Genomic DNA, 23,207 nt, shown 5'->3' with positions numbered 1-23,207 from the left:
CTGCCGCGATGGCCGAACCCGAGAACCTGGTCCTCGAACATCTTCGCGCCATCCGCGGGTCGATCGAGCAGCTCGAACGCAAGGTCGAACGGCTGGAAGCCAAGGTCGATAGCCGGTTCGACCATGTCGAAGCCCGCATCGACGAACTCGACACCCGCGTCACCGGCCTGACCCACGCGGTCGTGGCCGGGTTCGGGGCCCTCGTCCATCGCCTCGACGACCACGAGCGCCGTATCGCCCGCATCGAAGCGGAGCGCGCCTGACCGGCGCGCTCCTCCTCCCCGGCGCCCCGTCTCGGGGCCGCCGCACGATTATTCCGGGAAGACGCCCCATGCCCGACGCCTACATCTACGACCATGTCCGCACGCCCCGCGGCCGCGGCAAGCCCGACGGCTCGCTGCACGAGGTGACGGCGCTCCGCCTCGCCGAAACGGCGCTCCGCGCCCTCAAGGACCGCAACGCCCTCGACACCACGCCCGTCGACGACGTGATCCTCGGCTGCGTCGACCCGGTCGGCGAGGCCGGCGGCGACATCGCGCGAGCGGCGGCGCTGGTGGCCGATTACGGCAACCACGTGCCGGGCGTGCAGATCAACCGGTTCTGCGCCTCGGGCCTCGACGCGGTGAACTTCGCCGCCGCTCAGGTGATGAGCGGCCAGCACGACATGGCGGTCGGCGGCGGCGTCGAATCGATGAGCCGCATCGGCATCGGGGCGTCGGGCGGCGCCTGGCCGGTCGACCCGGCCATCGCCATCAAGTCGTACTTCATGCCGCAAGGCGTCTCGGCCGACCTGATCGCCACCAAGTACGGCTTCTCCCGCGACGAGTGCGACGCCTATGCCGTCGAGTCGCAGAAGCGCGCCGCCCGGTCCTGGGAGGACGGCCGGTTCAAGAAATCGGTCGTGCCGGTGCGCGACGTCAACGGCCTGACGCTCCTCGACCATGACGAGCATCGCCGGCCGAGCACCGACATGCAGTCGCTCGCCGCCCTCAAGCCCTCCTTCGTCCAGATGGGCCAGATGGGCGGGTTCGACGCGGTGGCGGTCGATGCGCATCCGGATGTCGAGGCGGTGGAGCACGTCCACCATGCCGGCAATTCCTCCGGCATCGTCGACGGTGCCGCCGCGGTGCTGATCGGCTCGCAAGAGGCCGGCGCCAAGGCGGGCCTCAAGCCCCGCGCCCGCATCCGGGCCTTCGCCAATATCGGCTCGGACCCGGCCCTGATGCTGACCGGCCCGGTCGACGTGACCCGCAAGGTGCTCAAGCGCGCCGGGATGAGCGTCAGTGACATCGACCTGTTCGAGGTCAACGAAGCCTTCGCGGCGGTGGTGCTCCGCTTCCTCCAGGCCTTCGACGTCGATGCCGCCAAGGTCAACGTCAATGGCGGGGCCATCGCGCTCGGCCATCCCCTCGGCGCGACGGGGGCGATGATCCTCGGCACCGTGCTCGACGAGCTGGAGCGCACCGGAAAACAGACGGCGCTCGTCACCCTCTGCATCGGCGCCGGCATGGGCACCGCCACCATCATCGAGCGGGTGTAACAGCAATGCGCAGTCCCCTGCCCCACCTCGCCGCCGGCCTCGCCCTCGCGCTGGTCCTCGCCGGCCCGGCCCGGGCCGACGACGAGCGCCTGACGCTCGCCCGCGACATCGTCACCAAGACCGTCGCCCGCAACCTGACCCAGGCGTTCAAGCAGGCCGAGGAAAAAACCCTCGCCTCGCTGAGCGCCGAGCAAGCCGGCAAGATGCGCCCGGAACTCGACAAGACCTTCGCCGAGGAGCGCGACACCCTCGTCGACCAGCTCTCGAAGGAATACGCCCAGAAGTTCGACGCCGCCGAGCTGAAGCGGCTGGCCGGGATCTACGACGACCCGGTCTACCAGAAGTTCCAGGCGCTCAACGCCGACCCGACCTCGATGGTGACCACGATCACCAAGGATGCGGTGACCAAGATGATGAACCTGCTCTCGCTGGCGGCCCTGTCGCAGCAGGGCAACGGCCAGACGCCGCAGGGCGGGCCGGCTCCGATGCCGACCCCCGCGCCCCCGCCGGCTCCCGCCCCCGCTCCTGCCAAGCCGTAATCGATCTCACAAGGCCTTCGCCATGAACCTCACGAACTTCCGTTTCGAGACCGATGCCGACGGCGTGGCGCTCGCCACCTGGGACATGCCGGGCCGCTCGATGAACGTCGTCACCCGGGAGGTGATGGACGAGTTGAACCGGATCGTCGACGCCGTGGTGAAGGACGCCGCCATCAAGGGCTGCGTGATCACGTCGGGCAAGGACACCTTCTCGGGCGGCGCCGACCTCACCATGCTCCAGGGGATCGGCGCCGAATATGCGCGGCTGGCCCGCGAGCGCGGCGAGGAGGAGGCGATGACCTTCTTCTTCGAGGAATCGCGCCGGCTCACCCTGCTCTACCGCAAGCTCGAGACCTGCGGGAAGCCGTTCGCGGCCGCCGTCCATGGCACCTGCCTCGGCGGCGCCTTCGAGCTGGCGCTGGCCTGCCATCACCGGGTGCTGTCGGACGACGACAAGACCCGGGTCGGCCTGCCGGAGATCAAGGTCGGGCTGTTCCCGGGCGCCGGCGGCACCCAGCGCGTCGCCCGCCTGATGCAGACCGGCGACGCTCTGCAGATGCTGTTCAAGGGCGAGCAGATCCGCCCGCTGATGGCCCGCAACATGGGCCTCGTCCACGCGGTCGCGCCCCGCGCCGAGATCGTCGAGAAGGCGCGTGAGTGGATCAAGGCCGGCGGCTCGGCCGTCGCGCCCTGGGACCAGCCGAAGTTCAAGGCGCCGTCGGGCAAGGTCTATTCGCCCGCCGGCATGATGACCTGGCCGCCGGCCAACGCGATCTATCGCCGCGAGACCCACGACAACTACCCCGCCGCCAAGGCGATCCTGCACGCCGTCTACGAGGGCCTGCAACTGCCGATGGACCTGGCGCTCAAGGTGGAGAGCCGGTACTTCGCCAAGATCCTGCGCTCGCCGGAAGCGGCGGCGATGATCCGCACCCTGTTCCTGTCGATGGGCGAGCTCAACAAGGGCGCCCGCCGGCCGAAGGGCGTCGGCCCGGTGCAGCTGAAGAAGGTCGGCGTCGTCGGCGCCGGCTTCATGGGGGCGGGCATCGCCTACGTCTCGGCCAATGCCGGGCTCGAGGTCGTGCTGGTCGACCAGTCGGCGGAAGCGGCCGAGAAGGGCAAATCTTACGCCCACAAGCTGGTCTCCGACCAGATCATGAAGGGCCGCGCCAAGACCGCCGACCGCGACGCCCTGCTCTCGCGCATCACCGCCACGGGTGATTACAGCGCGCTCGCTGCTTGCGACCTTGTGGTCGAGGCGGTGTTCGAGGACCCGAAGGTCAAGGCCGAGGTGATCGCCAAGGTCGAGGCGGTGATCGGGCCGGACGCGATCTTCGCCTCCAACACCTCGACCCTGCCGATCAGCGGCCTCGCCAAGGCCTCGTCGCGGCCCGGGCAGTTCATCGGCATCCACTTCTTCTCGCCAGTCGAGAAGATGATGTTGGTCGAGATCATCATGGGCCAAGCGACGGGTGAGCGGGCGCTGGCGGTGGCCCTCGACTACGTCCGGGCGATCAAGAAGACCCCGATCGTCGTCAACGACGCCCGCGGCTTCTTCGCCAACCGCTGCGTCGGCGCCTACATCCTCGAAGGCCACCTGATGCTGGCCGAGGGCGTGCCGGCGGCGATGATCGAGAATGCCGGGCGCCAGGCCGGCATGCCGGTCGGCCCGCTGTCGCTCAACGACGAGGTCGGCGTCGACCTCGCCCTCAAGATCGTCAAGGCGACGAAGGCGCAGGTCGACGAGGCTGCCATCAATCCGCACCAGGAGCGCCTGCTCACGGCGCTGGTCGAGGGCGAAGGCCGGCTCGGGCGCAAGAACCGCAAGGGCTTCTACGACTACCCCGAGCAGGGATCGAAGAAGCTCTGGCCGGGCTTAGCGGGCCTCCAGGAGACCAGGCTCGACCCGGATTTGGTGGACTTCTCGGAGCTGAAGCAGCGCCTTCTCGTCACCCAGGCGCTGGAAGCGGCCCGCACATTCGGCGAGGGAGTCGTCACCGATCCGCGCGAGGCCGATGTCGGCTCGATCCTCGGCTTCGGCTTCGCGCCGTTCACCGGGGGCGCCCTGTCCTACATCGACTTCATGGGGGCGGCCCGGTTCGTCGAGCTGTGCCGCACGCTGGAGGCCAAGCACGGCGCCCGCTTCGCCCCGCCGGCGACGCTGGTGGCGATGGCCGAGACGGGCGGCACCTTCTACGGCGAGGCGGCGAAGAAGGCGGCGTGAGGCTCTGCCAAAGCTGATTTCGAATTGTCTCCAACCCATGATCTCTTCTCGATGTCATGGGTCGTATGATCGACTTGGCCCAACCGAGTTGACATTCACTGCGTCATTCCGGGGCCGCGTAGCGGAGCCCGGAATCTAGAACCGCAGGACGTTCAGGAAAGGGTGGAACGCTGTCCGCTTTTTCTTGGGCGACCTGAGTGTCTGGATTCTGGGCTCCGCTTTCGCGGCCCCGGAATGACTCGGAGGATGATCAAATGGTCAGCGCCAGCAAGCAAGGGCTTCGCGAAACCGACTCTGCCATCTGCCTGAGATGCAGGACCGGCATCCTGCCCGGGGCGGCGCCTCCGCCGCTCGGGATGGTCTCGTGACGAATCAGAGTGGTGAAGCGCCCACCCGCCGGATCGTGCTGGTGGCGAATGGTGCGGCGGGCTCCCTGGTCGATGGCGTCCTGACGCCGGACGCCCTGCGCCAGCGCATGCGGGCGGCCGGCCTGGAGGTAGTGGCCGAGCCGCAGCCCGAAGCAAACCTGCCCGACCGGCTGGAGGCCGCGGCGACCATGCCGGGCATCGACGCCGTGGCGGTGGCCGGCGGTGACGGCACCCTGGCCTGCGCCGCGCAGGTCCTGACCGGCCGGGACGTGCCCCTCGGCATCCTGCCGCTCGGCACGATGAACCTGCTCGCCAAGGATCTGAGGCTTCCCCTCGACCTCGACGCGGCCATCGCCGTGCTGGCACACGGCATCGTGCGCACGATCGATGCCGGCGAGGTCAACGGCCACGTCTTCCTGATCAATTCGGTGCTCGGCATGCCGGCCCGGCTGGCGCGCCACCGCGAGGCGAAGCGCGGCCGGATGGGCCTTCTCGACGTGGCTCGCATGGCGGCGGGCCTCCTGCGCCATCTCGGGCGCTACCCGCGGGAGCGGGCCGTGCTCACCCTCGACGGCCGAACCCGGAAGGTCCGCTTCCGGACGCTCGCGGTGGTCTGCGGCGACTATCGGGAAGGCCTCGGCGAGGTTCTGTCGCGGGCGGGCGTCGACGGCGGGCACCTCACGCTCTACCTCGTCGAGACCCTGTCGGCGGCGCGGCTCGTGCGCCTCGGTCTCGGCTTCGCGATCGGCGAGTGGCGCCGCCTGCCGGAGCTGGAGCGGCACGAGACCGACACCGTGACCCTCGATGCCCGCGGCCGCGCCGTCCGGGTGATGAATGACGGAGAGGTCGTGCTGATCGCCCCACCCCTGCGCTACCGCCTTCGCGCCTCCGCCCTCCGGGTCCTCGTGCCGGCGGAGGATCCCCGGTGAGGCGGATCGCCCATATCTCGGACCTGCATTTCGGCCGCACCGACCCGGCGGTGGTGGAAGGCCTGGTGGCGGAGCTGACCCGCGACCGCCCGGACCTCATCATCATCTCGGGCGACTTCACCATGCGCGCCCGTACCCGGGAATACCTGGAGGCCAAGGCCTTCCTCGACCGGCTGCCGCATCCCTGGATCGCCGTGCCGGGCAACCACGACATCTCGCCGTTCCGGCTCTGGCAACGCTTCTTTCATCCGTTCCGGCGCTACAAGCGCTACGTCGCGCCCGAGACCGAGCCGGTCTTCCAGGACGACGAGATCGCGGTGGTCTGCCTCAACACGGTGAGGACCTGGGCGCCGGAGACCGACTGGTCGCAGGGCAAGATCACCCACGCGCAGATCCGGCGCACGGAAGCGAAGCTCGACGCCCTCCCCCCGGGGCTGTTCCGCATCGTCGTCGGCCACCACCCGTTCATGCCGCCGCCCTGGGACGAGGAGGCGCGCCTGGTCGGACACGCCGACGACGCGCTCGACGCCTTCCAGCGCCGCGGCGTCGGCCTGACGCTCGCCGGCCATCTTCACCGCGGCTATGCCCGCTTCGCCGAGCCGACGCCGGACGGCCCGAAGGCCGAGATCGACCGGCCGGAGGCCAAGGCGACCGGCCGGCGGCTGCTGGCGGTCCAGGCCGGCTCCGCCACCTCGACCCGGCTGCGCGGCAACGAGCCCAACGCCTATAACCGCATCACCGTGGAGAACGGCGTCGCCACCGTGCAGGTGCGGCTGTGGACCGGCACGGACTGGTGCGACGCGGCAGAATCCGGCGCGGCGCGGTGCGCAGCGAAGGAGTGAGGCTGAGCGACCGTTAGAGCATTTTCCGACGAAGTGGAAACCGGTTCGTCGCAGAAAATGCGGCATAATACCAACGGTCGTTGAAAACGACCTTTGGTTCCGTTCTCGAATTTTCGCCAAGCCTTTGGCTTGGGGTCGAAAATTCGAGATGGTTCAACGGCCCGATGCGTCAGCATCCTGGGCCGTTGGTATAACAAGGACTTGGAGAGCTTCGCGATTGCAACGCGATCGTGAAGCTCTCTAGATCGTCGAGATCCGGCCGGCCATCACCGCCGTTACCTCGATCTCGACCTTCATCTCCGGTCGCAGCAATCCCGCCACCACCACCAGGGTCGCGGCCGGGCGGATCTCGCGCAGGACCCGGCCGCAGACCGTCAGCACCGCCTCGGCGTCATTGCGGTCCGTGACATAGTAGGTGGCGCGCACGACGTACTCCAGCGACGAGCCCGCCTCGTCGAGCACGCCCGCGATGGTGCGCCAGCACGCCTCGGTCTGGGCGGCGGCCTCTTCCGGCATCGTCATCGCGGTGTAATCGTAGCCGGTGGTGCCGGCGACGAACACGAAGCCGTTCTGCACCACCGCGCGGGAATAGCCGTAATCCCGCTCGAAGCTCGACCCGCCGTCGATCCGCCGCCGCATGCCCTGCCCTCCCGATTCGTCAGGGCGAGACCATGGCGCGTCAGCCCACCTCGCTCCAGCCCTCGAATCCGGCGAGCGGTTCCTGGTCGTAGGCCGCCATCAGGGCCCGCATCGCATCCTCGTCGCGCAGCCGATCCTCGGCCGCCAGAGCCGCCAGCCCCTCGAAGAACCCCTCGCGGTGGAGCGCCGGGGTGAAGGTCAGGGTGAAGCGCACCGGCTTGTCGCCGCGATTGGCGAAGGCATGCGGCTCGCCGGGGCGCACCAGCACGAACTCGCCCGGGCCCACCGTCACGTCGCGGTCGTTCAGCCGCAGGGTGAGCGCGCCCTCATGCACCTCGAACGCCTCGGTGAGCCGGGCATGGCGGTGCAAACCCGCCCCGGGCGAGCGAGCCGCCAGAGTGACGGCGTAGATGCCGAGCGCGTCATGGGTGGCGTCGCTGCGGGCGAGATAGCGCACCTGCATCCCGCCGATCGTGGCGCCGGTGCCGGGTTCGGGTGTGTCCATGGCAAGCTCCTCGTCAGGTCAGGCCTTGGACAACGCCGATTCAGGGCTTGAGGATGCGGACCAGGGTGACCATCGCTCCGATGATGGCGACGGTCTGCAAGCCGACCGCACCGATCATCCACTTGGCAAGCTCGGCCCGAGTCTCCGAGAGGTGCGCCTTGAACTCAGAGCGCAGATTTTTCTCCATTCCCTGCAGATCGCTGGCGAACGCCTTGTGGTCGGCACGGAGAGCAGCGAATTCGGTACGCAGGCTCGTCTCGACCCCTTTGATCTCGGCGCGCAGGCTCGTCTCGACCTCTTTGATCGCGGTGCGCAGGCTCGTTTCGACTTCTTTGATCTCGGCGCGCAGACCCGTCTCAACGGCCTTGATGTCAGCGCGAAGAACTGCCTCCGACGCTTTGAGGTCCGAATTCGTCGCGAGATCGCCCTGTACCGCATCGGAAATCGCCTCGGCGAAACCTTCCGCCTGATCCGGCGACAGCTTCGCCTTGTCCCGCAGGGTGCGGGCGAGCTTCAGCGTATCGAAGGCGACGGCAGTCATGCGGGGCACCCGGGCACGCGATCGTGCCGCAATCGAAGATAGCACCTCGACCGTTTCACCGCCACTATTACCCTACGTCAAAAAAAACCCCGCCCGGATCGTTCCGGGCGGGGCTCATCATCGCTTAAACCCTTGCAGCCTCAAGCCTTACTCGGCCGCGACCTTATGGGCCTGCGAACCATCCGTGTAGGTCTCGGCCTTCAGGCGCTGGCCCGGGGCGGCGCGGCCCGGGAGCGGCGGAAGGGCCTTGGCCTTCTCGAGGTCGATGCCGGCGCCTTCGGCGACGCGGCGGCCGTAATCCTCGTCGGCATGCCAGAAGTGCCAGACCATCCGGAGCTGGATCGCCTCGGGGCATTCCTTCATGTCGGCGACCAGGTTGGCGATCAGGTCCTCACGCTCCCACGCCTCGAAGGAGCGGTAGCGCACGCCGGCCTGGGTGTAGTCGTCCTCGGTGCGGCTGGCCTGGTAGCGGCCGAGCTTGCCCTCGACCGGCTGGTGGTACTCCTTTGCGGGCTTCGGGGCCTCGCGCAGGCCTTGGGCCAGGGTGCTCGGCTCGTAGTTGATGTGCTTGTTCTCGCCGACGCCGTCGACGTAGAACGTCATCTGGCCGTCGCGCTGGTTGGTCGAGGTCTTCACGCCCGGCGCCGGCGCGTTGATCGGCAGCTGCAGGTAGTTCGGGCCGACGCGATAGCGCTGGGTGTCCGAGTAGGACAGGGTGCGCCCCTGGAGCATCTTGTCGTCCGAGAAGTCGATCCCGTCGACCAGCACGCCGGTGCCGAAGGCCGATTGCTCGACATCGGCGAAGAAGTTGTCCGGCACCCGGTCGAGGACCATGCGGCCGCAGGGCAGCAGGGGGAACTGGTCCACCGGCCACAGCTTGGTGTCGTCGAGCGGATCGAACGACAGGTGGTCGTTCGGGCCGTCCGGCATGATCTGGACGGCGAATTCCCATTCGGGGAAGTTGCCGGCGGCGATGTTGTCGTACAGGTCCTTGGTCGCGTGGCCGACGTCGCGGCCCTGGATCTCGGCGGCCTGGGCCGAGGTCAGGTTGCGCACGCCCTGCTTCGGGATCCAGTGGAACTTGCAGAGATGCGCCACGCCCTGGTCGTTGACCAGCTTGTAGGTGTTGACGCCCGAGCCTTCCATCTCACGATAATTGGCCGGAATGCCCCAGGGCGACTTCAGGTGGGTCACCATGTGGATCGACTCGGGATGCGCCGCCACGAAGTCGAAGAAGCGCCAGGCCTCCTGGCGGTTGGTCACCGGATCCGGCTTGAAGGCGTGGATCATATCCGGGAACTTGATCGCGTCCCGGATGAAGAAGACCTTCAGGTTGTTGCCGACGAGGTCCCAGTTGCCGTCGACGGTCTTGAACTTCACCGCGAAGCCGCGCGGGTCGCGGGCGGTCTCGGGGCTCTCCTTGGCGCCGGCCACGGTCGAGAAGCGCACGAACATCGGCGTCTTCACGCCGGTCTCGTTGAGGACGCGGGCGCGGGTGTACTTGGAGGCCGGCTCGCCGCCGATCGTGCCGTAGGCCTCGAAATAGCCGTGGGCGCCGGCGCCGCGGGCATGAACCACGCGCTCGGGGATCCGCTCACGGTCGAAATGGGTGATCTTCTCGATGAACTGGTAGTTCTCGAGGGTCGCCGGGCCACGCTCGCCGACCGTGCGCATGCTCTGATTGTCGCGGACCGGGTGGCCCTGGCGGGTCGTCAGGATCGGGCGTTGGTCGCTCATGGAAACTCCTCTGGCAGGCAGGCACGGCGTGCCGGGACGGGGACACCGTGCGAGAGACCGCTCACATGGGGTGCCGGCCAGCCGGCCAACACCCTGGAACTGGTCTGGCTCCAGCGTATGAAGGCTGAGCGACCCGAAAACAAATGCATCGTTGCGAAACCTCCGATAGACACAGCCTATGAACGTCGCCGGCCTGTCCCTCCGGGATCTCGAATATGTCGTGGCGGTCGCCGATGAGGGCCATTTCGGCCGGGCCGCCGAGCGTTGCGCCGTGAGTCAGCCGACCCTGAGCGTGCAGGTGCGCAAGCTGGAGGAGGCGTTGGGCCTCGTCCTGTTCGAGCGCTCGAACCGCCGGGTGCTTCTCACCCCGAACGGCCAGGCGGTGGTGCGCCAGGCCCGCGCGGTGCTGGCGGAGGCGAGAGCGCTGCTCCTCCTCGCGCGCGAAGGGTGCGGGCACGGCTTGCGCGGCCGCCTCGTCCTGGCGGCGATCCAGACGCTCGGTCCCTACCTGTTCCCCCGGGTGCTGCGCGGCCTGCGCCAGGCCTTCCCCCACCTCGCCTTCGGCTTGAGCGAGGGGCGCACGGCGGAAATCCTCGATGCCTTGCGCGAGGGCCGGACCGACGCGGCGCTGATCTCCCTGCCGATCCCCGAGGCCGGGCTGACGGTGGTGCCGCTGTTCGACGAGCCGTTCCTGCTCGCGTGTCCGGCCGAGCACGCCTTTGCAGGCGAACCGGCGCCGCTCCCGGGCGATCTCGCCGGGCCCGACCTCCTGCTCCTCGACGAGGGCAACTGCCTGCGCGACCAGGCGCTGGCGGCCTGCGGCGCCGGGCCGGCGAGCGGGCGTCACGCGACCAGCCTCGAGACCCTGCGCTCGATGGTGGCAGCGGGCGCCGGCTACACCCTGCTGCCGGCGCTCGCCGCCCCGCCCGGGCCGGATCCGACCGGGCTCACGATCTGCCGCCCCTTCGGGCCGGAAGGCCCGCGGCGCACCATCGCGCTCGCCTGGCGCGCCAGCGATCCGCGCACCGGGGGCTTGCGCGAACTCGCCGCGTTCTTCCGCCAGCATGCGCCGGATGCAACGCTGCCCCTCGGGCAGCCGGAGGCAGAGGGCATCGATCGCGACAGTCTTGCGATTTCCGTATAGCGAGCGGGCGATTCTTCCCCGAAACACCAGGACGCCATGCCACCCGCCCCGCCGGATTCGCGCCGCTCGCTGCCCCGCGCCGTTGCCCTGTGGGCCGGCCTTGTCGCGGTCTCCGGGGCGCTGTCGGGGCTGTTCCATCTCGCCGGGTTCCCGGCCGCCCTGCTGCTCGGGCCGATGCTCGCCGGCATCGCGTTCGGAGTGCGCGGTGCGTCGATCCGGGTGCCGAAGCCCGGCTTCCAGGCCGCGCAGGCGCTGATCGGCTGCCTCGTCGCGCATGCGGTCAATGCCTCGATCGCCGCGACGCTGCTCGAGGACGGGTTCCTGATCCTGGCGGTGGTCGGCGTCACCGTCGTGGCGGCGTCGATGACCGGCTGGCTGCTGACCCGCATCCGCCTCCTGCCGGGCACTACCGCGGCCTGGGGCTCCTCCCCCGGCGGCGCCTCCGCCATGGTGGCGATGGCGGAGGAGTTCGGCGCCGATCCGCGCCTCGTCGCCTTCATGCAATATGTCCGGGTCGCCTGCGTGGCGCTCACCGCCTCGCTGGTCGCCCGCTTCCTCGCCGGGGGCAGCGCCGGGCCGCCCGGCTCCGGCATGGATCCGGCGCCGCTCTCGGTCCTCGCCACCCTCGCGGTCGCGGGCATCGGCGCCTGGGTGGGTTTGCGCCTGCGCATCCCGGCCGGCGCGATGATCGGCCCGCTGGTCCTGGGCGCCACGCTCCACTCGACCGGCCTCGCCGAGCTGGCCCTGCCGTCCTGGCTGCTCGCGCTCGCCTATGCGGGGATCGGCTGGACGGTGGGCCTGCGCTTCACCCCCGCCACCGTGCGGGCGACTTTGTTCGCCCTGCCGGGGGTGCTGGTGGCGACCTTCGGGCTGATCGGGCTCTGCGGGCTCTGGGCCTTCGGGCTCACCTTCCTGCTGCCGATCGATCTCCTCACTGCCTATCTCGCGACGAGCCCGGGCGGGCTCGATTCGGTGGCGATCATCGCGATCGGCACCCATTCGGACGTGTCCTTCGTCCTGGCGGTGCAGACCCTGCGTCTCCTCGTGGTCATCGTCACCGGCCCGATGGTGGCGAAATGGATTTCTCGCAGTGCCGGAGAGGCCCACTGAGACCGACCGGCATCAGTCAAGCTCGCATCCCGCAGCGAAACCCGCTATTCCGGCGCCTCCGGCGGGGCGCCCCCCGCCCTCGGATCATGACGTAAAGCCGTGCACGACTACATCAAGAAGATCCTCGGGGCCCGCGTCTACGACGTCGCCATCGAGAGCCCGCTCGATCCGATGCCGCGCCTGTCGCAGCGCCTCGGCGCCAAGGTGCTGCTCAAGCGCGAGGATCTGCAGCCGGTCTTCTCGTTCAAGATTCGCGGCGCCTACAACAAGATGGCGAGCCTGGCGCCGGAGGCCCTGGCCCGCGGGGTGATCTGCGCCTCGGCCGGCAACCACGCGCAGGGCGTGGCCCTCGCCGCCAAAAAACTCGGCGTCACCGCCGTCATCGTGATGCCGCGCACCACCCCGGCGATCAAGGTCGAGGGCGTGAAGTCCCGCGGCGGCCAGGTGGTCCTGCATGGCGACGCCTTCGACGAGGCCTATGCCCATGCCAAGGGGCTCGAGGCCGAGCAGGGGCTGACCTTCATCCATCCCTACGACGATCCGGACGTGATCGCCGGCCAGGGCACGATCGGGCTCGAGATCCTGCGCCAGCACGGCGACCCGATCGAGGCGGTGTTCGTGCCGATCGGCGGCGGCGGCCTGGCGGCAGGCGTCGCCACCTTCATCAAGTTCATGCGGCCCGAGACCAAGGTGATCGGCGTCGAGCCGGCGGATGCCGCCAGCATGGCGGCGGCGATCGCCGCGGACGACCGCGTGGTGCTCGACACGGTCGGCCTCTTCGCCGACGGCGTCGCGGTGCGCCAGGCCGGGGCCGAGACCTTCCGGCTCTGCCGCCAGTACATCGACGAGGTGATCACGGTCGATACCGACGCGATCTGCGCCGCGGTCAAGGACGTGTTCGACGACACCCGCGCCATGTCCGAACCCTCCGGCGCGCTGGCGGTGGCGGGCCTGAAGGAATACGCCGCCCGCGGCGGCATGGGCTCGGGCGCCCTGGTGGCGATCAACAGCGGCGCCAACCTCAACTTCGACCGCCTGCGCCACATCGCCGAGCGGGCCGAGATCGGCGAGCGCCGCGAGGCCCTGCTCGCCGTCACGATCCCCGAGCGGGCGGGCAGCTACCGCGCCTTCATCCGGGCCATCGGCCGGCGCGCCATCACCGAGTTCAACTACCGCTACGCGCCGGGTGCCGAGGCGCAGATCTTCGTCGGCGTGCAGCTCGCCGGCGGGCGGCCCGAGAAGGAGGCCCTGATCGCGGAGCTGCGCGGCCTCGGCTACCCCCTCGTCGACCTCACCGACAACGAGGTGGCGAAGCTCCACGTCCGCTACATGGTCGGCGGCCGGGTGCCTGGCCTCGCCGACGAGCGGCTGTTGCGCTTCGAGTTCCCGGAGCGCCCGGGTGCGCTGCTGAAGTTCCTCGACAGCCTCGGCGTCGCCTGGAACATCTCGTTGTTCCACTACCGCAACCACGGTGCCGATTACGGCCGGGTTCTCGCCGGCATCCAGGTGCCGGAAGCCGAGCGCGGGCAGTTCGCCGCGGCTTTGGCGGAACTCGGCTACGAGCATGTCGACGAGACCGACAATGCGGCCTACCGGCTGTTCCTCGATGGACAGCCGCGGGAGGTGAAGGCGCGAGAGGCGATTGCGGCGCCGGCGGCGTAAGGCTTTGTTCGGGGGCAGTTTCCTCCTCCGTTGATGAAGGGCCGTCCGGGAAGAAAGTGGCATAGGTTCACCCTCCCTCTGCGGGCAGGGCGATCGCACATGATACCAACGGCATATGATACGGCTTCCGGAAGATTCCTTCCGGAAGCCGTATCACCAGCCCACGCGGTGAAGCCGTAGGCTTCACACGCCTGAGCGAAGCCGATTTCCGCATCGCGAAGCGATCAGTCGGAAATCGTATGACTCCAGTGGGGGTGTTCGAGGCGCCCCGGGCCCAACTGAATAACGGGCTCTTCTGCACCATAGAAAAACCGACATCTTCGCCGACGGCGGTGCCATGCTATCACAACCGCATGACCTCGCCAGTTTCATCCAGGGCGGGTCGGCCGAAAGACGGTGTGGAACTAAATAGAAACTCGCTATCCAGGGTAGCATTTGCCGCCCTGGATAGCGAAACAGTTTCATTCGCTAGGGACCGCGAAGCCGGTGAACAACTTATACCGACGGTCGTTGAAAACGACCTTTGGTTCCGTTCTCGGATTTTCGCCAAGTCTCCGGCTTGGGATCGAAAATTCGAGAAGGGTCAACGGCCCCGTCGATCTCGGGCCTGCCCGAGATCGAATCGATGCGTCAGCATCTTGGGCCGTTGGTATAAGGAAACGGCTAATGGGCCATGAACCGAAATGAGCCACGCCTCCATTTCTGGATCGGCGTCCCCCGTTTCTTCCTCCGTCCTAAATGGACGGAACTTCGTGAGAACTGCCAGCCCAAGCTTGCGTGCGCGCCAACGCGCTCGCCCGCTCAAAGCGCTCCCGCGCCGAGGCCTCGATGCGGGATAGACCGAGTGCGTGGCCCATCAATCTGATGCGTTCGGTTTCCGAAGCACTGGCTCGGAGGGTCCCCGCAAGCCCGACGAGTTCCGCCATCGGCGTGTCGAAGTGGCCGCGCACGGTCGCGTCAGCCGACCGGTGCGGATGTCTCGTCTGTGGCTCCTCGCCCGATGGCCACAGAACCGTCCGACCATCATCGTCGGTTCGCGCAATCGAAGCGTCGATCTGGTCGGACACCGCTGCGCGGATCAGGGGGCCGACACGATTGAACCCGTGCGCGCGGGCGATACGCCGGACGAGGACATCCTCGTAGATGGGCGCTTCGACCGCGAGGACGTGCGCGACCATCGCAGCCAGGGTCGTGCGGTAGGAGGCGTCGTAGAACCGCTCCGGCTCGACCGGCAGCCCGAGATCGACGAAGTCGGCGATCCGGTAGACCCGCTCGTCATGAAGGGGCTCGGCTTCCATCGTCGGGGCGGTCGAGGGCCTGGCCTGGTCCGCGTAGAGGCGTGGCAGCTCCGGATCTCGTTCCGGCTGCGGATCGTTGGCTGGCTCCGGCACAACGTCTGCAGCGGCCACTTCCGCTGACACGTCGTCCACGGATTCGGGTCCATCCAGCTCCACGTCGACAGGTTCAGGAGCTTCTTCAGCCGGAGCTGCGGCTGAGCGCGCGCGATCCTGTTCCAGGTCCTCGCGCAGGCGCTGGTCGAGCTTGGCGAGCGCAGAATCTGCGTTCATCCACCACTCGGTGCTCCAGACCCGGCGGATGCGCCAGCCGAGACCGGTCAGCACGTGCTCGCGCAGGCGGTCGCGGTCGCGGGCCGTGGCGGAGCTGTGATAGGTCGCCCCATCGCACTCGACGCCGGCGAGATAGCGGCCGGGCGCGTCGGGGTGAACGATTCCGAGGTCGACCCGGAACCCCGACACACCGATCTGGGTGCGCGCGCGCCAGCCCTTCGCCTCGAGGCCGGCGAGAACGGCGGCCTCGAACGGGGACTCGACGTCGCCTCCAGTTGGCGCGAAGGCCTCGGCGAGGGCGCGCGCCCCGCGATCGGCGAATTCGAGGAAGTGCTTGAAGTCGCGCACGCCGCGCGCCCGGGTCCGACCGAGGTCGATCTGCTCAGGTTTCAGCGAGGCGAAGACGACGAGCTCGCGGCGGGCGCGGGTGATCGCGACGTTCAGGCGGCGGTACCCGCCGTCCTTGTTGAGGGAGGAGACGGTGCTGACCGGCCGGCCCGCCTGGTCCGGCCCGACGGCCACGGAAAACAGGATCGCGTCGCGCTCGTCGCCCTGCACATTCTCCAGGTTCTTCACGAAGACCGGCTCGTGCCAGCGGTCCTTGTCGAAGAACGGCTCGAGTTCCGGGTACGACCGCCGCTGCGCGTCGAGCAGGTTCTCGATCAGGCGCTGCTGCTCGCCGTTGAAGGTGACGATGCCGAGCGAGCGGCGCTCCTGCGCGAAGCCCGGATCGCGCAGGCGGCGCACGATCTCGGCGACGATCGCCCGGGCCTCGGGCCGGTTCACGCGGGCCCCGCCGCGCTCGTAGACGCCGCCCGGCACGAAGGAGAGCCGCACCGCGCGGTCGTCGGTCACCGGCGACGGGAAGGTGACGAGCCGTCCGCCGTAGTAGCGGGCATTCGAGAAGGCGATCAGGCTCTCGTGGCGGCTGCGGTAGTGCCAGTCGAGGTTGCGCCGCGGGATGTTGGCCGCCAGGCACTCGTCGAGGATGGACTCTTGGTCGGTGACGTCGCTGCCGTCCTCGATGTCGTCGACGCCGCGGTCGCCGACATTGGTCGGCGGCAGCTGCTCGGGATCGCCGACGATGACGACCTGCCGGCCCCGGGCGATCGCCCCGACGGCGTCCCAGGGCGAGATCTGCGAGGCCTCGTCGAAGATGACGACGTCGAACGGCTCCTTGTCGGGCGGCAGGTACTGGGCGATCGAGAGCGGGCTCATCATCACGCAGGGGGTGAGCTTGGTCAGCGCCGTCGGCATCCTGCCGAACAGCTTGCGCAGGGCCAAGTGCTGCGCCTTCTTCGTCAGCTCGTGCGAGAGCGTGCCCCATTCCGGATCGGCCCCGAAGGCCGTGGGTCCGGGAATGCCGCCGCCGAGCCGCGCGCGCACGACCTGCTTGGAGAGTTCGGTGACGCGGGCGTCTACCGCGCGGAAGCGGGCGATCGTGTCCTCGTGGCGTTCCGGCAGGAAGCGGCGCAGCACCGGATCGTGGCTGACGACGCGGTCGATCCACCAGCGCGCGTAAGCCGTCTCGAACGCGGCCTCGGCTCGATCGGGTGCGACCCTGCCCTCTTCCAGCGCCTCGATCAGCGGAGCGAGGCCGCGGCCGCGGGCGTTCTGCGCCGCCGCCTGCCAGGCGCACCACCCTTGCGCGCGGCCGAGCCCGGACGCCCAAAGCCGTGCCTGGGCGATGCTGGCGTCGATCCAGTCGGACCCGGTCGCCAGCGGCTCATCGGGATCGGCACGCCCGGCGAGCCGGCCGAGCGCCCCCATGGCCTTGGTCGCCCGCCCGCGATCCTGCTCGAAGGCCGCATAGGCCTGCGCGATACGACCGCCCTCGCCCAGGGCCCGGGCCTGGCGTTCGACGAGCTGGACCAGGTGATCGCGTAAGCCCTCGATGCCGAGCGAGGGGGGACCGAGGATGTCGAGGAGACGCTCGACCTTCTCGGCCCAGGCGATGGCAGCCTGAAACTCGGAGGCCGGCATGTTCGGATCGCTCCAGGGCGGCCCCAGCCGGGCGAGGAGCGCGTCCCCGGGACAGCCTAGCTTCACGTGCCGGGCGACCTCGATGAGCCCGACGAGATCCGGCCCGATATCCTCCGGCAGCGCCCCCTCGGCATAGGGCTGGACCTGCGTTCGGACCTTCTTGAGCCTTCCTCCCTTCACCAGGAAGTTCGAGGCTTGCGCGGCCGCCCATTCCGCCTGGAGGCCGGCGAGATCCTGGTCGAAGATGCCGGGCCGGTACCGGCCCGAGAGGCGGCCGAGCAGCGCGTCCAGCGTTCCCTGGAAGTGCTCGCGCGCCGCGAGAGCCCGATGCAGGTCGCCCGTGCCGTCGGCCAGGAAGGCCGCCCCGCATCGCGCTTCGGGCCGGACCAGGAAGTTGCCGAGAACCGCGAGCCCGCGCGTGCCGGTGTAGGTCGCGAGCAGGGATTGCAGGCCGATCGCCCCGGCGAAGGCCTGTCCGCTGGCGCGTAAGGCCATGAGCGTGCTCTCGACGGCCTCGATCGCGGCGCTCATGTCGTCGCGCCAGACCGGCGACCATTGCGTGGCCTCGACGCCCTGAAGCGGATGGTCGGCGAGCGAGCCCACCGCGGCGAGGACCGGACGCAGCTCGCGGCAACCCGCGCGCAAGGCCGCCAGCGTCTGCGGGTCATGGGCGCGATGGTCCGGCCAGGCGAGCCGGAGCCCGGCATCGCCGCCGCCGGCCACGATCACGCGGCCGAAGGCCTCGTAGGCCGAGAGACCGTTCTCGCGCCGCCGGTGGAGCGCGCTCACGAGGCCGTTGAGTTCCTCGCGCAGCGCTCCGAGCTCGCGCGTGGCCTCGTCCCAGGCCCCCTGCGAGGGCGTCGTCCGCTCGTGCCAGGCCCTGCGCAGCTGGTTGAGCACCGCCGATTTCTGCGCCTTGGTCGAGTGCACTTCCAGGCAGTAATCGCCCAGTCCGATCTCCTGCAGGCGGCGCTGCACGACTTCGAGCGCGGCCGTCTTCTGCGACACGAACAGCACCGTGCGCCCCTGTGCGAGGCACTGGGCGATCATGTTGCCGATCGTCTGGCTCTTGCCGGTGCCGGGCGGCCCGAACAGCACGAAGTCCTTTCCTTTCGCCGCCGCCAGCACCGCGGAGAGCTGGGAGGAATCGGCCGAGAGCGGCGCGAACACGGTCTCGGGCGGATGGTCCCGGTCGAGGCTGGCCGGCTCGGGGAAGGGCGAGCCGTCGCCATAGGAGTGCTTCGGCGTCTCGATCAGGTGACGCACGACCGGGTTGCGCTTCAGGAGCTCGGCCCGGTCAACCAGGTCCTTCCACATCAGGTACTTGGTGAAGGAGAAGGCCGACAGCACGACGTCCGGCACCACCTCCCAGCCGCGCAGGTCGCGGACATGCCCGCGCACGATCCGCATGATGCCGTCGACGTCGATGCCGGAGGCGTCCCGCGGCAGTTCGCCCTCGAGTTCCGGCATCCGCAACCGGAAATCCTCGCGCAGCATCTCGAGCAGGGTCGGGTTGATCCGCACCTCGTCGTCGTGCAGCGCCAGGCGGAAGCCCGCGCGCACGCTGGAGCGCTTCAGCGCGACCGGGACCAGCAGCAGGGGCGCGCGATAGGCGGCCTCGCCCTCCTTGCGGGTCCAGGACAGGAAGCCGATCGCCAGGTAGAGGATGTTGGCCCCGCCCTCCTCGAAGCCGTTGCGGGCGAGCCGGTAGAGATCGAGCAGGCGGCGATCGAGATCGGCCTCCGTCGCGGTGGTGTAGATCTCCCGCCGGGCGAGCGCCGCTTCGAGGTAGCTGCGACGGCCGTCGTCCTGATGCCGCCTCGCGTAGAGGTCGGCGCTGCGTTCGTCGGACCCGGTGAGCACGTCGGAGACGGGCTTCAACCGGAACTCGTGCCCCGCCGCCAGCCCGTCCTCCAGGGCTCCGGGGGAGACGCATTCGAGGGCGACCGACCCCGTCCCCGGCTTGAAGTTGAGGAGCTTGTTGCGCAGCGTAAGGTCGAGGAGCTTGCGCTTCCAGCGCTCCAGGCGACCGACCGGGGTTTCGGGGGCCTCGTCGACGGGCGGCCGCGGCGCGTCGTCGCCGAGCGACGGCGGCGGGGCGATCGGCTGGTTGATCGGAGCCGTCGGCACGGGAGCGATGCCGCCCGGCCTTCCCTCCCCGAGATCCATCGGGCGGATGCCGCGCCGGCGGCAGCGGCGGACATCGATCGCGACCTCGAGCGCGGCCGGGGCATCATCCTCGACCTGTGCGCCGCCCCGGGCCGTCGCCGCCTGAAATCCCGCCGGCGGGGTATGGGTCAGGAGCGTCGTCTCGACGAGGATCAGGTCCTGTAGATCCCGGCGCTTGCGCAGGAGCTGCCTGTCGTCGACGGCGGCCGAGGAGAAATCCTCGTCCTGCAGCCACAGGCCGACGAAGGCGTGGCCCTCCGTCAGCACCAGGACCGGGTTGAGCCCCGCCTGTTCCAGGCAGGCGGCGTAGAGGAGCGAGAGGTCGAGGCAGGTGCCGACCCGCCGCTCCAGCACCTCGCTCGGACCGCGCACCTTCTGACCGGCCCGCTCGAAGCTCGCCGGCGGCAGGACATAGGCGATGCTCCGGTCGGCGAGCGCCGCCCAGATCGCCGCGGCGAGCTCCCAGGCGCGGGCCTTCCTGCCCGTCGCATAGCCGTTCAGCCCGGTCTCGCGGCCCGCCTCGCCGAGCTTCGTCGCGGCATCGCGCAGGACGATGTCGACGGCCGGATCGTTGGGCCGCACGAAGGCGGCGAGCAGTTCCGGCGCGCTGACGCCCCCACCCCAATGAGAGGGCGGCAGGAGACGGATCTCCGCCACGTCCCGGGCCAGCGCGCTCCCCGCCCCTTCGAGGATCGTGGTCAGCTCCAGGCGGCTCGCCTCGGTGAAGCCGGCGAGCAAAGCGGCATCGAGACGGAGATCGGGAGCCTCGATGTGATGGTTCGCGCCGGCCGGAATCCGGTCGATGCGCAGGGTCAGCGGCTGCACGAAGGCCGGTCGGCTTTCGACCCGGATCAGCAGGTCGACGATGTCCCGATCGGAGGGGTTGGCGACGACGATCTCCCGGATCACCGGGATGGCGTTCTCGTGATAGGCGAGGCTGACGTGCTCCGTGGCGGTGCAGCCGATCCGCACGGTGGCCTCGGTCTCGATGTCCGCGACGGGTTCGATCGTCTCGATGCTCACGGCGCGATCCACCGGCTGGAGAAGCGCTCGCCGAGCTTGTAGCGGGCAAGCTTGGGGCCGACCTCGTCGCAGGGCTCACCGAACGGATCCCGCGTGACGCCGAACTCGGCATCGTTGACGTAGCCGGTGACGTAGCAGACGTCCTGGTACTCGCCCTTGATGCGGTTGCGCATCCTGATCCGCGTGGTCGCCAGCGCGGTCTCCAGGGGGCGATCCTTGTAGAGGGCGGTGCCGTAATCGAGGATAGTCGTCTCGCTCGACATGAACTCCCAGCGATCCTCGGCTTGCGCCTGATAGTGCCGCGCGAGCCGCTGATAGCGCGAGAGGAAGGCGTCGGGTTGCGTCCCGGTCGCGAAACCGCGTGCCTCCTCGCCGAGAGCCTGCTCGAAGAACCGCGCCCGTTCGCCGTACTGGGCGCGCAACGCCCTCTCCCGGGTCTCGCGGCGGGCGCTCTCGTCCTTCTCCTTCTCGCGGTCGAGCCTGCGCCGGTCGTCCAGCTCGCGCTGGCGCTTGAACTGCTCCTCGGCGCTGCGCGTCTTGCCCTCGTCGATCTCGGTCTGCGCCTGGGCGACCTCGGACGGCGCGATCCAGAGCGGCAGGAAGCGGTGGGACAGGCCGTCCCGGGTCATCGCCTCGGTGATCGCCGCAAGATCGGCCGCCGCGGCATAGACCGCGCCGCACTCGGCCCGCTTGACCGCGATGAAGGCTCCGTCCGCCGAGGTGGCTGCGACGACCGGACGACCCGGCAGCTCGTCGCCGATCCGATCCGACAGGCGGGTGAGGATGGCCGCATGCGCCTCGGCCTTGTCGGGCACGACCCGGCACAGCACGCTCGACGGATTCGGCACCACGACGACGCCGAAGCCGTCACCCTTGCGGTCGCGCACCAGCGCTTCGACCTCGTTGGCCTTCGCGGCGTCCGCCTGCCGCACGGCGGCGAGGGCCGCCGCATCGACGACGGCAAGCCGGGCGAACAGGTTGCCGTTGACGGCCTCGACCAGGGTGATCACCCGGTCGACGGGCTCGCGCAGCAGGCGCTCGCGCTCGGCGAAGATCAGGTCCTGCTTGGCGAGGTCGTTCGGCCCACAGGCCTGAAGCGGCAGGTCGAGCTTGGCCCCGAGCTCGGCACTCCGGTCGCGGATCTGCCGGTTCAGGAACACGTCCGACAAAGGTGCGTGGTACAGGCAGGCGGCGGCCCGGCCGTCCTCGAAGACCAGTTCGCCGCGCAGGTTGCGCACGACGGACGGGGCCTTGCCACTGTCGTTGGTGAGCATGATCAGGTCGCCGCGACCGCCCTCGAGCAGGAACCGGCTCTTTCCCGTCACCGCCCGGGCGAGCCGCGCGGCCGCATCGATCCGGGCCCGCTTGCCCGCATAGGCCTCAGTGAGTTCCTTCAGGCGCTCGTCGCTGGTCTCCGGCACGATCCCGGTCACGTCGGCGACGAACCCCGACAGGAAAGTCTGGAGATCCTGCGGGATGCCGCCCTTCAGCCCCTCGGGAGCATCGCTCCGGGTGCGCGCCTCGGCCTGCGCTCGCAGGCTGCTCATCCGATCGAGGGCGGACAAGCGCACGGCCTCGGCCTGCGACAAGGGGCCGAGCCCGCCGACCTCGCGGTCGATCGTCTCCGTGTCGGGCGCGGAGGGCCCGGTGCGGGCCGCGAGCTGCTGCTCGATCCGGCCCTGGATCCGCGCGGCCTCGGCACGCACGACCGGGGATGCGTCGCGCTGATACGGGGCGAGGTTGGTCTTGAGCACCTGGAGTTGCTCGGCCCGCCCTTGCGCTTCCGCCCGGGCCTGCCGCGTTTCGCGCGCCTCGCCGGTCTCGACCTCGGCGACGACGATCCGCGTGCCCGAGAAGTGGAGTTCGATCGCCTCCCGGGGTTCGACGGGATGGACTTGATTGTTGCCGTCGCGCGTGGCGAAGGTTTGGTTGCAGGTGGTCGCGACGGACCAACCGTGCTCGTCCGTCGTCGTGCAGCCGACATTGCGCCGGAGATTCGGTTCGGTGAAGCGCCGGCACTCTCCGAAGATGCTGCCGAGCCGTCCGTCGTCGGGGCCGATGCCGCTCTGGATCAGGCCTTCGATGGTGGTGTTACGCCGTGCGAGCGCGCGATCGACGCAGAACCGGTCGAGGGCCGAGAGCCGGGCCCAGGTCTCGCGCGCCGACTGGATCTGGGCCGCACCGAGCAGACCTCCGAAGATGTCGAGGGGCGTAACCTGCGCGACGATTGGACCGATCGAAGCCATGAAAGCCGCAATCGACAGAACACCGCGCCGTCCACCCCAGCCCATCGTGACACCCTGCGCAAGCCTTGCGATCTGTGTCGCCGGTTTTCGCCTCCCGTTCAAGGCGATGAATGCCGCGCGCAACGCAATATTTTTCGGGCCGCCAATCTCGCAGCATCGAAACAAAAATTTGACATATCAAGATTTAAAACACAAATTGGAATTATGTTTTCAAAGGTGCCGCCGCCATCAACCATTTTATAATTATCATTACGAATGATCACGGGAACATGAACGATGGAAGTCCGGAGCGTCGTCGATCGAGAGTTCCAGCTGCATGCAGAGGGCAAGGCGCCCTGGGTCACACGCCACCGCCGACTTCGGACCCTCGCCAAACCGGAGCCGTCTCGCGATGATGCCGGGCCAGCCGAGGGACGCGCGCGATGGATCGGTTCGAGC

General features: G+C 69.2%; 15 protein-coding genes. 9 read left to right on the top strand and 6 right to left on the bottom strand.

Going from position 1 to position 23,207, the window contains the following annotated elements:
• The first annotated feature begins 8 nt into the window (after positions 1–8).
• The 6 genes from AC3AOF_RS07695 to AC3AOF_RS07670 all read left to right on the top strand — a co-directional run bounded on the left by AC3AOF_RS07695 (position 9) and on the right by AC3AOF_RS07670 (position 6,442).
• The gene (locus tag AC3AOF_RS07695; RefSeq protein ID WP_236991327.1) at positions 9–263 is read left to right on the top strand and encodes a hypothetical protein; all 255 of its coding nucleotides are present in this window, start codon (positions 9–11) and stop codon (positions 261–263) included.
• A 68-nt stretch (positions 264–331) separates the two neighbouring features.
• Positions 332–1,540 (top strand): acetyl-CoA C-acetyltransferase, encoded by a 1,209-nt coding sequence (locus AC3AOF_RS07690; RefSeq protein ID WP_488348132.1) that lies wholly within the window; start codon positions 332–334, stop codon positions 1,538–1,540.
• A gap of 5 nt (positions 1,541–1,545) precedes the next feature.
• Positions 1,546–2,079 carry a hypothetical protein gene (locus AC3AOF_RS07685; protein WP_236991329.1) on the top strand — a complete coding sequence of 178 codons (534 nt, stop codon included), beginning with the start codon at positions 1,546–1,548 and terminating at the stop codon, positions 2,077–2,079.
• 22 nt (positions 2,080–2,101) lie between these two features.
• Entirely contained in the window at positions 2,102–4,303 is a 2,202-nt protein-coding gene (locus tag AC3AOF_RS07680; protein ID WP_488348131.1) for a 3-hydroxyacyl-CoA dehydrogenase NAD-binding domain-containing protein, read from the top strand.
• A gap of 364 nt (positions 4,304–4,667) precedes the next feature.
• On the top strand, positions 4,668–5,600 hold the full coding sequence (locus AC3AOF_RS07675; protein WP_488348130.1) for a diacylglycerol/lipid kinase family protein: 933 nt from the start codon (positions 4,668–4,670) through the stop codon (positions 5,598–5,600).
• Positions 5,597–6,442: a metallophosphoesterase family protein gene (locus tag AC3AOF_RS07670; protein WP_488348129.1), complete on the top strand. Its 846-nt coding sequence runs from the start codon at positions 5,597–5,599 to the stop codon at positions 6,440–6,442. The genes AC3AOF_RS07675 and AC3AOF_RS07670 overlap by 4 nt, the downstream gene beginning before the upstream one ends.
• 240 nt (positions 6,443–6,682) lie before the next feature.
• On the opposite strand, the gene AC3AOF_RS07665 is transcribed toward AC3AOF_RS07670, so the two are convergent.
• The 4 genes from AC3AOF_RS07665 to AC3AOF_RS07650 form a co-directional block, all read right to left on the bottom strand.
• Positions 6,683–7,081 (bottom strand): RidA family protein, encoded by a 399-nt coding sequence (locus AC3AOF_RS07665; RefSeq protein WP_488348128.1) that lies wholly within the window; start codon positions 7,079–7,081, stop codon positions 6,683–6,685.
• Positions 7,082–7,121: 40 nt separating this feature from the next.
• Positions 7,122–7,586, bottom strand: coding sequence for a cupin domain-containing protein (locus tag AC3AOF_RS07660; protein WP_236991334.1), 465 nt, complete (start codon positions 7,584–7,586; stop codon positions 7,122–7,124).
• A gap of 40 nt (positions 7,587–7,626) precedes the next feature.
• Positions 7,627–8,127: a CCDC90 family protein gene (locus AC3AOF_RS07655; RefSeq protein ID WP_236991335.1), complete on the bottom strand. Its 501-nt coding sequence runs from the start codon at positions 8,125–8,127 to the stop codon at positions 7,627–7,629.
• A 147-nt stretch (positions 8,128–8,274) separates the two neighbouring features.
• Positions 8,275–9,864, bottom strand: coding sequence for a catalase (locus tag AC3AOF_RS07650; RefSeq protein WP_488348127.1), 1,590 nt, complete (start codon positions 9,862–9,864; stop codon positions 8,275–8,277).
• Between the two features lie 178 nt (positions 9,865–10,042).
• Here AC3AOF_RS07650 and AC3AOF_RS07645 point away from each other — a divergent pair, with 178 nt between their 5' ends.
• From AC3AOF_RS07645 to ilvA, 3 genes are all read left to right on the top strand, one after another.
• The gene (locus AC3AOF_RS07645) at positions 10,043–11,008 is read left to right on the top strand and encodes a LysR substrate-binding domain-containing protein (RefSeq protein WP_488348126.1); all 966 of its coding nucleotides are present in this window, start codon (positions 10,043–10,045) and stop codon (positions 11,006–11,008) included.
• Positions 11,009–11,044: 36 nt separating this feature from the next.
• Positions 11,045–12,118, top strand: a complete 1,074-nt coding sequence (locus AC3AOF_RS07640; protein ID WP_488348125.1) for an AbrB family transcriptional regulator — start codon at positions 11,045–11,047, stop codon at positions 12,116–12,118.
• A 99-nt stretch (positions 12,119–12,217) separates the two neighbouring features.
• Positions 12,218–13,780, top strand: coding sequence for a threonine ammonia-lyase, biosynthetic (gene ilvA, locus AC3AOF_RS07635; protein ID WP_236991339.1), 1,563 nt, complete (start codon positions 12,218–12,220; stop codon positions 13,778–13,780).
• Positions 13,781–14,514: 734 nt separating this feature from the next.
• On the opposite strand, the gene proA is transcribed toward ilvA, so the two are convergent.
• A complete protein-coding gene (gene proA / locus AC3AOF_RS07630) occupies positions 14,515–20,523 on the bottom strand; it encodes an anti-phage protein ProA (RefSeq protein ID WP_488348124.1) in 6,009 nt (2,002 codons plus the stop codon).
• On the bottom strand, positions 20,520–22,769 hold the full coding sequence (locus AC3AOF_RS07625; protein ID WP_488348123.1) for a hypothetical protein: 2,250 nt from the start codon (positions 22,767–22,769) through the stop codon (positions 20,520–20,522). Before AC3AOF_RS07625 ends, proA begins: the two co-directional genes overlap by 4 nt.
• Positions 22,770–23,207 lie beyond the last annotated feature (438 nt).

The sequence above is a fragment of the Methylobacterium sp. 142-1Y genome (assembly GCF_057747795.1).
The sequence above is the reverse complement of the archived record's forward strand: the minus strand, read 5'-3'. Positions and strand labels throughout refer to the sequence as shown.